The organism is Sporosarcina sp. BP05 (genome assembly GCF_014282005.1).
Lineage (GTDB): Bacteria > Bacillota > Bacilli > Bacillales_A > Planococcaceae > Sporosarcina.
On the sequence record NZ_JACFTD010000026.1, the window covers coordinates 18169 to 29940 of the forward strand.

The 11772-nt window shown below is 38.0% G+C and carries 11 protein-coding genes and 1 pseudogene; 3 read left to right on the forward strand and 9 right to left on the reverse strand.

Going from position 1 to position 11772, the window contains the following annotated elements:
* Nucleotides 1–248 precede the first annotated feature (248 nt).
* The 4 genes from H2672_RS17735 to H2672_RS17750 all read right to left on the reverse strand — a co-directional run bounded on the left by H2672_RS17735 (nucleotide 249) and on the right by H2672_RS17750 (nucleotide 4525).
* On the reverse strand, nucleotides 249–1844 hold the full coding sequence (locus H2672_RS17735; RefSeq protein ID WP_186673583.1) for an aspartate:alanine exchanger family transporter: 1596 nt from the start codon (nucleotides 1842–1844) through the stop codon (nucleotides 249–251).
* 772 nt (nucleotides 1845–2616) lie between these two features.
* Nucleotides 2617–3330 (reverse strand): ZinT family metal-binding protein, encoded by a 714-nt coding sequence (locus H2672_RS17740; RefSeq protein WP_186673584.1) that lies wholly within the window; start codon nucleotides 3328–3330, stop codon nucleotides 2617–2619.
* 406 nt (nucleotides 3331–3736) lie between these two features.
* Nucleotides 3737–3982: an HAD hydrolase family protein gene (locus H2672_RS17745; protein WP_186673605.1), complete on the reverse strand. Its 246-nt coding sequence runs from the start codon at nucleotides 3980–3982 to the stop codon at nucleotides 3737–3739.
* Between the two features lie 102 nt (nucleotides 3983–4084).
* Entirely contained in the window at nucleotides 4085–4525 is a 441-nt protein-coding gene (locus tag H2672_RS17750; RefSeq protein ID WP_186673585.1) for an Lrp/AsnC family transcriptional regulator, read from the reverse strand.
* Nucleotides 4526–4646: 121 nt separating this feature from the next.
* Between H2672_RS17750 and H2672_RS17755 the strand changes: the two genes are divergently transcribed.
* Nucleotides 4647–5192, forward strand: coding sequence for a cysteine hydrolase family protein (locus H2672_RS17755; RefSeq protein ID WP_186673586.1), 546 nt, complete (start codon nucleotides 4647–4649; stop codon nucleotides 5190–5192).
* Between the two features lie 348 nt (nucleotides 5193–5540).
* Here the strand turns inward: H2672_RS17755 and H2672_RS17760 are convergent, their stop codons facing one another.
* Together H2672_RS17760 and H2672_RS17765 are read right to left on the reverse strand one after the other, a co-directional pair.
* The gene (locus H2672_RS17760) at nucleotides 5541–6284 is read right to left on the reverse strand and encodes a 3'-5' exonuclease (RefSeq protein WP_186673587.1); all 744 of its coding nucleotides are present in this window, start codon (nucleotides 6282–6284) and stop codon (nucleotides 5541–5543) included.
* A 497-nt stretch (nucleotides 6285–6781) separates the two neighbouring features.
* The gene (locus H2672_RS17765) at nucleotides 6782–7246 is read right to left on the reverse strand and encodes a GNAT family N-acetyltransferase (RefSeq protein ID WP_186673589.1); all 465 of its coding nucleotides are present in this window, start codon (nucleotides 7244–7246) and stop codon (nucleotides 6782–6784) included.
* Between the two features lie 327 nt (nucleotides 7247–7573).
* Here H2672_RS17765 and H2672_RS17770 point away from each other — a divergent pair, with 327 nt between their 5' ends.
* A complete protein-coding gene (locus tag H2672_RS17770) occupies nucleotides 7574–8062 on the forward strand; it encodes a catalase (protein ID WP_186673591.1) in 489 nt (162 codons plus the stop codon).
* A gap of 151 nt (nucleotides 8063–8213) precedes the next feature.
* Nucleotides 8214–8653 (forward strand): annotated as a pseudogene (locus H2672_RS17775) (cell wall hydrolase).
* Between the two features lie 262 nt (nucleotides 8654–8915).
* Here H2672_RS17775 and H2672_RS17780 read toward each other — a convergent pair.
* The 3 genes from H2672_RS17780 to H2672_RS17795 form a co-directional block, all read right to left on the reverse strand.
* A complete protein-coding gene (locus H2672_RS17780) occupies nucleotides 8916–9137 on the reverse strand; it encodes a hypothetical protein (RefSeq protein ID WP_186673593.1) in 222 nt (73 codons plus the stop codon).
* A 518-nt stretch (nucleotides 9138–9655) separates the two neighbouring features.
* Nucleotides 9656–10267, reverse strand: a complete 612-nt coding sequence (locus H2672_RS17785; protein WP_186673595.1) for a hypothetical protein — start codon at nucleotides 10265–10267, stop codon at nucleotides 9656–9658.
* Between the two features lie 894 nt (nucleotides 10268–11161).
* On the reverse strand, nucleotides 11162–11772 hold a 611-nt coding region (locus H2672_RS17795; protein ID WP_186673607.1), incomplete at its 5' end, for a hypothetical protein.

Consider the following 11772-nt stretch of genomic DNA (forward strand, 5'->3'; position numbering starts at 1 on the left):
ACCAGATTGTCGACAATAAAAAAAGACGAATTCATCTGTACATAGATGAATTCGTCTTTTTTATTTTGTTCTCATAGTCATGCCACACATCGCTTAAACATTGCTGTGATAACGTAAAGTTAATAGAATAGTTGCCTGTGTACCACACAATTCCAACTAACTCTGAATTGTGTCTGATTTACGCCATGCACAGACAACCCCAATTAAGAAGATAGATAAAGGATTATTAATAGTAGAAGGCATGGATGCTACAAGAAGAAAACGATGAGCTGTGAAGCAATTGCGACAAAAATCAAGGCAAATGGGTAGGCTGCAGCATAAGCAATCGCCGGATCCTCGGAATCAATCAGTTGGTTTAGCGCACCAAGTCCCGGTGTACTTGTCATACCGCCGCATAATCCCCCAAGTGAATGTACGATGCTAAGTTTGAACAGCTTACGTGCGAAAAAGTAACCAACAACTATTGGTACAATCGTGATGAGTGTGCCGCCGAACAGCAACTTCACACCTTCCGTCCGAATGACCTCGACGATGCCTTCACCCGCCGTTGTACCCGCGCCTGCTAGGAATAAAACAAGTCCCAGTTCCCTTACGACATGATTGGATGGCCCGTAATAGCGCACGTGGACTGGACCAATTTTGCCGAAATGGCCGATGATTAAAGCTACAAATAGCGGTCCGCCAGCAACCCCAAGTTTAATGGTGCCAAGTCCCGGAAGATGGATTGGCACCATTCCGACTAGGATTCCAAGCAATAACGTGATGCTAATTGAAAAGATATCAATGTTCGTCACTGCGTGCGTTTTGCGTGTGAATAGTTTTTCCACTTCCTCAAGACGTCTTTCTGTACTAACAATCGTCAGTACATCCCCCCGTAATAACGGCAAGTTTGGGTTTTGATTCAATTCGATGCCGTCACGCACGATTCGAGTCACAGTCGTTCCGTGGTTCTTCCTTAATCGCATATCCCTTAAACTTTTACCGATGACGTCATCCGAGTCAACCGTCACTTTACGCAAGTGGATATTATCCGGATTTTCAAGATCTGTCTCGACTGAATTACCTACATACGCTATGACACCGTCCATTTTAGACACGTTGCCGACAACGACAAGATGATCGCCTAACAAAACGACTGTATCGCTCATCGCAATCATTGTATGGCTACCGCGAATTACACGACTTACAACGGCGGCATGCTCGCTAAAGGCAAGCTCACCCAGAATTCGCTTATGGAGTACAGGGTTCGTCACTTTAATCGTCTTGACAACAGGGGAATCGACCGTCCTGATTGGATTCGTCGTTTCCTCCAAGTCTTTATGTAAATCAACCTTGACAATCCGCGGTAATAGCTGCACGAATAACACAACCGCCAAAACACCGAACGGATAAGCAATTCCGTATCCTACCGATGCAAGCGGATCATGCGTTGCCTGTAACGCTGCGGCAAGACCAGGTGTGCTTGTCAATGCACCCGTCATCAACCCAACGCTCAGCGCGGGAGACAACTGAAATACTTTGGCAACAACAATGGTCGTTACAACGGAAATTAGTATAATGACAAGCGATAAAATACCGAAAATCAGGCCGCTCGAACGCATCATCCGGAAAAACCGTGGCCCTGCTTGTAAACCAATTGCCACAATGAACAGACTTAATCCAAGATTTTGCACAATAGGCGACACTGCATAACCGAAATGTCCGAACATCATTGCAACCAATAAAACACCAGCTGCACCAAGGCTAAGACCGCGTATAGTAAGCATACCGAACCATGATCCTAAGAAAAGAATAACGAATAGTAGGATCAGTGGTTTGCCGAGCAATGATTGTATGAACTCCATGACATGCACCTCCAAAAGACCTAACCCCCTGTTACAACAGAAGGTCGTTTTTATGAGAAATAGATTCGGGGAATTGATTTAATCACAATTGCGAAGGTATAGTATAAAAATGGATAAGGAGTCAGTAATCTCAAGAGGTGTGGGGTGCATAGATAAATCCTAGTGTTGCTTGTTTTATCATTGATGCAAATCCCCCCGTCTTATCAATGACTTTCTGTATTTCATATAAAGTCTACCCTAACAGAATGGGATGGATACCATTTTGAAACTTGTACTTATAATAAAGTCTTGTATGTTCCGTTAAGAAATCGGGATTTCTAAGTGCACAATATCACCGTTCACGGCGAACCGATAGTTTCATCCCAGTTGCCTGTAAACCACTCAATTCGAATCAATTCTGGGTTGCGTCTTAATTGCAACACGCAGAGGCAGCGCCTATTAATGTGGAGCTCATCGATAGTATTAATTAAGAGGACGATTCCATTGTTGAGGAAAAAATAAAGACTCTTTATAAAAGGAGGGGCGTCCTCCAGCGGACCCTAGAGTCTACTTTCGTATGCGTGAATGCAGTACCAATTCGATTGTTTAGCATTTCTAAAATCGATGATTAATTTCGATGTCTTTTGTTTACTACGCAGTATATTTTGTCCGAATTTACGCAATGTAAAGTAATTTACTGCGTAAATTCGGATCAACTGTCTTTATTTCACGGTACAACTTTTTGAGGATTCATACATACTTTAAAAATGGAATACTGCCATGAACGGTAAGGTTAATGTGCCATCATCTCATGTGCAATCGTATGCCCATCCAATTCTGATGGGTAAAATGTAGGCCAATTAATTACTTCCTCTAATAAAGCTTTGCGATCATCACCCCAATACAAATGATAATGATCCGCATCATTTGGAGAGATACTATGATCACTAAATTGAATATACTGAGAAACCCCTTTCGTTGGTTCTACCAATTTAAATATATATCTTACCCCTTTATTCCCTGCTTCATATGTGAGAATTTCGTATCCATCGGACTGATACTCACCTGTATTAGCCTCTCCATTGTTGAAAAATGTCACATTATTTCCTTGAATAACGATACGCTCAGTATCGGTTTTATATCCTACATCGTAATACGTTTTATATTCTTCCGCTGTCATATCTTCATTCTGTTGCACTTTATGAGCAAATACCTCATCTAACGTTCCGTCTAGTAAATATGGATACACAGATTGCCAGTCCCCTTCCCAATCAGAAAGCGAACGCTCATGTACTTGGCTATCTTCAAAATATCCAGCATGAATTTTTTCTATTTCTTCATCGTGTGCGTGATTGTGCTCACTTTCATGTGAATGACTTTCAACGTCTTGCGTTGTCGTTAACGCTTCACTACTAGTAATCTCTTCTTTCGAATCTGCAGCTTGACACCCTACAATTATCGAGCTCACTGTTAATATACTTAACCATTTTACTGTTGTACTCTTCATTCCTCATACCTCTTCTCTAAATAGTAATCATTCCGCTTTACGATTATATATCCAACTTTTGCTGTCGTCAATATAAATCGTAATGATTACTATTAAAAAAATACGTATATTATGGCTAAGTCCCTCTGCGATTTGTTTCAGCCATGACTTAATCGATGCTACACAGCGTCGCCATTCGTTCATTTAAAGATGCAGCAATGCTTGGCTTTTGTATCCATTCATACTGTTTAGTGCTCGATTATTGTGTTGCATTAATTTCAGTTACCTGTTGTACCAAAAAAATTCCGGGCACACTAAAAGTCCCGCCATTGTAATTTCTATTACAATGGCGGGACTTACTATTGCCTCATTTTAATCTTTATGTTTCTTATCAACCTGCACATGTTACTTTTAGTAGCTTCTTCTATTACACCGCATCTTTTTCTTCGAATAAATAACGTTTAATCGCCTTCGCAACTCCATCTTCTTCATTCAAAGCTGTTACCCGATCTGCTACTTGTTTTAGCTTATCATCAGCATTTCCCATAGCAATGCCTAATCCAGCAGACTGAATTAATTTGAAGTCATTAAGGTTATCTCCTATCGCCATAACACTTTCCATCTCGATATTTAGATACTCACAAACCCTTCTTACACCTGATTCTTTGGAGATCCCTTTTAATTGCCAGTTGTCTGATTTTCACCATGCACAGGCAGCATGTATTTAAGGAATTGCGAGAGTATACTACGGCTCTATCCGAAATAAATAACCAACTTATTTAGCATTGATTGGATGCGTATGCTTGATTTCATTAATCGAGAGATATAGTTTATAGTTCCCAAATTCTAAAATTTTATCTAAAAATGCATTTAACGTTTCATGTAAATCTACCTTTACTTTTAAATGATAACAGCCTTCTCCCGATACTCGGTGAGCTTCAACTACCACATTTTGATTATTAATAAAACGTATAAATGAATCATGGTTTGCTGATTTCATATAAATAATTACAAACCCTGTATAAGTAAATCCTAATTTCATTTCATCAACTAGTAGAGAGTAAGCTTTAATTACACCACTTTCCTCAAGTTTTTTCACACGATTCCCAACTGCTTGTCCCGTCATATGAATTTGTTCACCTAAGTCTTTCCATTGGATACGTGAATTTCCGGATAGTAACCGAAGGATCTGAAAATCAATATTATCAAGTTCCATAATAAATTCCTTTCACCATGAAATTTTTCGAGATAAAAGCGTTTCATCAACTTATCGATATAAATCAAAATACGATATATGATTGTAGTGTATCAAAATACTGTAAATGAGGTGGAGAATAATGAGCACAGCTCTAATTATTGTTGATATTCAAAATGACTATTTCCCAAATGGAAAGATGGAATTAGTTAATCCAGATAAAGCGGCCGCTAATGCTGCTAAAGTTCTTGAATGGTTTAGGCAGAACAAAAATGACAATATTTTTCATGTTCAGCATATCGCAGCTGATCCAGCATTAGGATTCTTCCTTCCAGATACGGAGGGTGCTGAAATACATGAAACTGTTCAACCTTTGGAAAACGAAAACATTATCATCAAACATTTCCCTAACAGCTTTTTAAAGACTGATTTGGAAAGCAAATTAAAAGAAAAAGGAATAACAAAGGTAGTGGTTGTCGGTATGATGACTCATATGTGTATTGATGCAACAGTCAGAGCCGCAGTAGATCTAGGCTATGAAACAACTCTTATTGAAGATGCATGTGCGACAAGGCACTTATCTTATGAAGGTAAGGTCGTTCCAGCAGAACAGGTTCATTATGCATTTGTCGGTGCACTTAACGGTATGTATTGCGCTGTAACTTCTACCGTAGATTTTCTGCAATAAGAAGCTATAAAATCTAGAAGAACATAGTATTTTCAGTGAAAATATAACGTCATTTCTTTCATAGGAATTAAATGTTTCAAAACTTTAAAAGGCTGTCCAGAAGTTATTTTTCTGGACAGCCTTTATGCATTACGCTTTATTTGCTTGTTTGATATGCGCATTCCCGACTGATAATAGATTGAAAAGCCCCGTTCTTGGATCCATAACAAGGTCATGTACAGGAATTGTTTTTGCTAGTAATGGATGATTACGGACAACCTAGATTGCCAGTTGCCGGCACCACACAATTCAATTTGGTTATGAATTGTGTCTGATTTGCACCCTGCACAGGCAGCATGTATTATTTATTTATTCTACCTTGATATTGGCTTTTCCCTCTAACTCTTTCGCTAGATTTTCTTCGCTTATTCTTTCCCAACAAGCATTACATCTATTCGTCTTCTTGCCTTTTTCATTCAGGTGAAGGTCATTATGCCTTGTAGTTTTACCACATATGAAACAACTCTTATACAGAGCACAAATTATTTGAACAAACGGATCTTCAGATGTAGTGGCTACGATATCTTTTATGTTTTTCACAAGAAGTTTTGCTGTGTTAACCGCATCATCACCAGCAGAGTGAAGTTCGCCATCTTTTTCAATTCCACTCATCGTTAATGCTTCTTCCAGTGAAATTTGTCTATTTTCTTGAAAAACATCAACACATATAGGTCTTTGTATATCATTAAAGTTCTTTACCCACGATAAATCAAATCTTTCATTCGCATAGTGATTGACAAGGAGTCGAAGATCGCTATTGCTCCAACTACATAGATAGTAATCTTCCTCGCCTATCCACTTACGAAATCTTTGCATTACCTCTACCATGTTCGGTGAGTCAATGAACTGATCAGTAGTTCCCCCTATAAATTTCAATGTTCTCTTATCAAGTAAATCCATTTGTGGGGGCTTTACGTAAGACTGAAACGTATCAACGATTTTTAATTCACCTTCGACATCCGAGACTTTGGCAGCTCCAATTTCAATTATATACTGTGGCATATCTGTTGTACGTGACATTGTTGCCTCTAAATCGAAAACTATATATTGCATGATAATACCTCTTTCATTTTAGCTTGTAACCAGTATATCTCTATTCCAGATGTAATTGTTAGGACCTGTTCATTCACCGCAATTACATACTTATAAGGCGTGGATTAGGTATTTACCTCAATATCTAATCTTCTTTGCATTCTAATACGATTGTGTGAATTGTTCGTTGTTTTTTATTTCATAGTGGTCGACCTCAAAATTAAAATTCCAAAAAAAGTATACTGATTACAGCAAAGTGAATGTACCACTACTGCCATAGTTTTTACCAGCGATTGCCACGGATTTTACCACTCGTTGCCAATGAGTTTACCAGTGGTGTAACGTTAAGGTTTTTGTAATATAAAAGCCTAACCCTCCGTACCTTGAACGGGGAATTAGGCTTATAATCTTGAAGAATCAATGTCCCTACCATCAAAAGTGAATATTTTAGATTCACCTAAAGTAAAAAAAGTCTAGGCTTGAAATAAATTCGGCACTAGGAATTTATCGTAATAGTATCAAATCATTTTAGACATAGTTATATTCGTAATTTCATAACCCATTTTTTCATATAATCCGCGTGCAATTTTATTGTGACCAAAAACGTGTAAACCAATTTTATTCATACCCAGTCCTTTGGAAATAATTTCAAGTTCTTTCATTGCTTTCTTGCCATATCCTTGCCCCTGATATTGATCAAAAATCAAAAAATCGTATATAAAACCTTCATTCGGGATTTTAGGTTTCTTTTGTAGGACCCATATCATACCAACCAAGATCTCGTTCTGAAAAATCGAGAACAAATGGTTATTCTTGGTCTTCTCATTTTCAGGTAATTCTTTTTCAAATGATTCCTTCGATAAGGCAATTGCTTCATCTTCACTCCAATTTCCTGAGGCAATCTTGTCTTTTGCAAAGTCTTCAATTGCATAACTTATATATTGTTTGAACTCTTCTTGGTTCATAGGTTGTAATGTAATCAATTTATTTTCCTCCAATTAGCACAATAGCACCGTTTTAAATGTCCTCTAATCATTTTAACCTATAATCCAATAACCCTTAATGACATTGTTTAATATTTCGATACGATTGAAACGTGGTTCTTATGCAATAATTTGGCCCGTTTGCTGCATAAAGATTTTATTGCGAATTAGCTAGGTTTGTATGGTGAGTATACCATTTTCATTTCTGGAAGGTGTATGTTTTGACTTTAAATATCCAGAAGTTATGAAGTGGTAAAGGCTTTGTCACTCACTGGTACAATCTATGTCACTTGGTGGTAAAAAACATGTCACAAGTGGTACATTTCATTGGCTGTAATCAGTATACCTCCGAAAAGCTTTGCAACAGGACGCTACTATAGTGTTCATGCAAATTATTTGATCACTGAAAACAAACAACACCAAGCCATGAAATTCGAATGGGGGCCTATAGACAGCAGTAGGAACCCTTCCCATATCACGCCTCTATCTAACAATGGAAATCACATGGAGGATGAGCTAGTGAATCACTTGAAGAATGGCCCTATTCGTTTCAATTTAATGATGCAACTAGCACAACCGGGAGATATTATTAATGACTCTACACAAGAATGGCCAGACAATCGTGAAAAACTTTGTATTGGTACACTTTCCATACTTGAAAGAAGACCTGATAATGCCGAACCTCATGTATTCGACCCAACTGTCGTGCCTGATGGTCTTCAATGTTCGGATGATCCTGTGCTTCGCTTTCGCGGGGCAGCCTACTCGGAATCAGCAAAACGAAGACATCATTTTGTAGAATTAATGGATGAGTGAACAAAAACCTCCATGTACCATTAACGGGCTCGGTTGTTGGGGAGAATAAAAAATAGGTACACTAACATTTATTTCAACGACATAATGTGTATTGCTGTTCAGGAAACAACAATGAAAGCTTCTTTTCATACTATAGATTTGAGGTGAAAATATGCCAAGAGTTAAATACAGGGATAAAGACATTGAGTTAATGGCAAGGGTGATGAGAGCATAAGCCTAGGGTGAAGGATACCAAGGGATGTTATATGTTGGCAATGTAATTATTAATCGCGCTGTAGCAGATTGTTTAGATTTTAATGATGTAAGAACAATTGAAGACGTCATTTTTCAGAAACAAGGAGGAAATTATTCTTTTGAAGCTGTTCAAAAAGGGAATTTATTTTACCAACGAGCGCGATCTTCTGAAAAAAATTAGCAAAACGGAATATTAATAATTGGAGACAACATCCAGCGCAATATGCCCTTTGGTACTATAATCCATCCGCCCCTTGTCCTCCAACATGGTACGGTCAACCTTTTACAGGGTAATATAAAAATCATTGTTTTTATGAACCAGCAGCCGGGACATGTGCAAGTGTTTATAACGGTTAGGTTTTTAAGGAGCTAGTATTAATAGTGGTCAATTATTAGAATGTCGACAATAAAAAAAGACGATTTCAAATTTGGGGTACCTATGCAAGAAAAAACAACGAGCAATTCAATCAATTGTATATTCAACTGTAGTGAATTAACGGGATATTTCATGCACGGCATACCTGACAATAATATGGAGTTAAAATTATCTCTCTTGATCCTTTAGTAGTAGTTCCGTGGAAACTTTACCATCAATCTTAACGTTTGAAACAACTGCCTTTTAAATTGGTTCAGAGAATACAACTTTAACAGTCTTTGCTCCTAAGTTTACTACTTCAGCACCTGTTGCTAGTGTGTAGTTTTCTTCATTTTCTGCAGAAGCTTTATCAACAGTACCATCAAATGATACGACTACTTCTTTAAGGTTAGTCGCAGAAAACGAACTAAGGAATTGGAGCTTTTTTCCTAAAGAGAAACCCATGCGGCTCAAGGAGTTTGACAAATGTGTGGCTCAATGTACAGTTGCTCAATAGAAAGTCAAAAGCAGATGTTCCCATAAACAAGTACTCAAGAGAAAATCAAAAAAAGCTGGACAACAGATATTCCGGCTGACTTTCCAATGCAGTTTTTCCATGCCCCAGGTCACCACCCCAACAAAATCCAATGTCCCACAAGGAAAGTCCTCAGCCATTTTCCCAAATATAAAGAAAGTCGTTCCAAACAGATTTTTATTTGTCCTAAGTCATGAACTTGTACAACATAAAAAAAGGCAGGACTGTTTGAAATGTTCTGCCGTTACTTTATAGTATGAATTTTTGTTACGATGTTAAATTCTTTAATCGAAAATAACACCATACTTTCTCAATATGCCCTGATGTGAATAATCCCTTTTACGTACATTCCCGTTTTGAATCTGTTCTGTTCCAAAAGATAAGTCTTTCGTAAGCCCATAATATAAAAAAAAGCACCTTTCAGGAAGTTTAATAACGCCCACGCTGAAAAGGAATACATATGGAGTGACTATGCTATAGTGATACCCGCACTTGCACTACCAAAAAAACTATTGGTTAAATCACCAAGTCCTGTTGCAGTGGCCGAGAACACCATTATTAGAAGATCACCCGCTTCCACTAGTACTGGTGGAGTAATGATTTTAAGGCCTCTACCAATAGTTCCCATAGCTATTGGAACTATATCAACAAATGCGTTTGTTGGGGTGAAAACATTACTATTTGTAGCTGAACGGTAAACTTGTGCTCTAACTGTAACCGTTCCTGCAAGTGGTAGTATAAGCGTCACTGTAGTGAATGCTGCAGAAATCGCTGCAATACTACCTGCTCGTGTAACAGAAAAAGCTTCTGTAACTAAACTTGAATCTATATCACCGCCAGGAAGCGCCGCTGTTAAATTCGCGTCACCAAATCCAATCTCATATAACGCATCAACCAATCCCCCAGCAGTTGTTGTTAAAAAAGTCCCTTGAATACCAGAAGCGAATGGGATGATAGGTATTGAACCTGTGTTAACTGGTGGTGTGGTAATATTTGCTACGTCAATCGCTACAAAAGGTCCAATTGTACCTTTTTTATTAAATGATGCACATCCGCAATTCATATGATTATTGCTACACATTTTTACACCTCCCTATTCTTCATTATATTCAATGAAGGTTAGTATTAAAGGGCTATCATCTTTTTGCGAAGGGTGTTGAAAAGCTATTGATAAGAAGAATTTAATAGTGCCTCGCAAGATGGGTACATTATGCGAAGATAAGAAAAAGACCGCTTAAATTTGAGGTACGCGGTACAAGAAATAACAACGAACAATTGTATGAAAACCCAATATTGTTTAGATATTGCAGTAAATACCTAACAAATATTCATTTATAGTTAATTAATAGAACATTCTCACATGCAGGTACACACAATATTTTTCAAATAAAATAGATAACCCATTGGATTGCCTACAGCTCATCAGCTTTAATCAAAGCCTGTTGATATAGTTTCTTAGAAATATGGAATCCATTGCTTAACAAAGTATCTAGAAACGGCTTTACCTCTTCAATCTATTTTAACTTCTAGCCAATATTAAAAACCCAATCGTTCCAATGGGCTTCAAAAGGAAAGTCTTAGCCAGTTTTCTTGCCGCATGTTCACCAATCGCACAAATTGTAAATCAAGTTCCTTTGCTCCGACAATGACTTCTAATTCACCTTCATGTAGCTTTATAAAAACGCAATATAAATTAGTTATTGCAGTAAATACCAAATAACTATTCATTTTTAGTAAGTTAACGCGGTATTCCACGAACAGAACATACCTATAATTAAAAAGATTCAACGAGAACCTCTTGTGTTCAGCATGGAGCATATCAAAAATTAGAGTAAGTCAACCGTGTTACTAAGGTTGACTTACTCTAGTTTTAGTTTGTGTTTAAGAGTGACATGCTTGTTCCACGATGCCTTTACAATTCTTAAATGATTAGAAATCTAAAGACCAATGCAAGCTCAGCGGTTTATTTAAGATGTTACGATAAACCTGCAATCCATGGTGAAATTAGTTGTACATCACTCGTGTTGATAATCTGACCAATTGTGAATCCAGGTATGTTTTGTACTCTAAAGTTGATCGGTGCAGGTGCAATTCCGGATACGCCGGTACTTCTACCACCTAAATTTGATCCGTTAACCTGATTGTATACTGCTAAATGATAAACAAGATTACTTGAAAGTACTAAGGGAGTAGTTAGTGGCAAGGTGAACACGCCTGCTGTCAATGAAGTTACTACAGTAGTAACAGCAATAACTTGGGATGTCGTTGCAGTTAACGGTACTAATACCGCCATTTGGAAGTTGCCAATCGATCCTACTTGTGTAACATAGGTTGAAAGTCTATTAATGGTTTGTGTTGCCCCTGAAAAAACGAGAGCCCCAATTGCTTGGTTGTTTCCTCCGCTTACGTTATAGGCAATCTGTAAATTTAAGTCGCCGATTTTTAGGGTTTCGACAAATGCTGACCCCGTTCCAGCTGAACCAGTAGCTCCAGTTGCTCCTGTTGCTCCTGTTGCTCCTGTTGCTCCAGTTGCTCCTGTTGCTCCTGTTGCTCCTGTTGCTCCTGTTGCTCCTGTTGCTCCTGTTG

Bases quoted from the DNA above. Each gene is read 5' to 3' on its own strand.
- H2672_RS17735 (WP_186673583.1), bottom strand. From the start codon at position 1,844: ATGGAGTTCATACAATCATTGCTCGGCAAACCACTGATCCTACTATTC.
- H2672_RS17740 (WP_186673584.1), bottom strand. From the start codon at position 3,330: ATGAAGAGTACAACAGTAAAATGGTTAAGTATATTAACAGTGAGCTCG.
- H2672_RS17750 (WP_186673585.1), bottom strand. From the start codon at position 4,525: ATGGAACTTGATAATATTGATTTTCAGATCCTTCGGTTACTATCCGGA.
- H2672_RS17755 (WP_186673586.1), top strand. From the start codon at position 4,647: ATGAGCACAGCTCTAATTATTGTTGATATTCAAAATGACTATTTCCCA.
- H2672_RS17760 (WP_186673587.1), bottom strand. From the start codon at position 6,284: ATGCAATATATAGTTTTCGATTTAGAGGCAACAATGTCACGTACAACA.
- H2672_RS17785 (WP_186673595.1), bottom strand. From the start codon at position 10,267: ATGTGTAGCAATAATCATATGAATTGCGGATGTGCATCATTTAATAAA.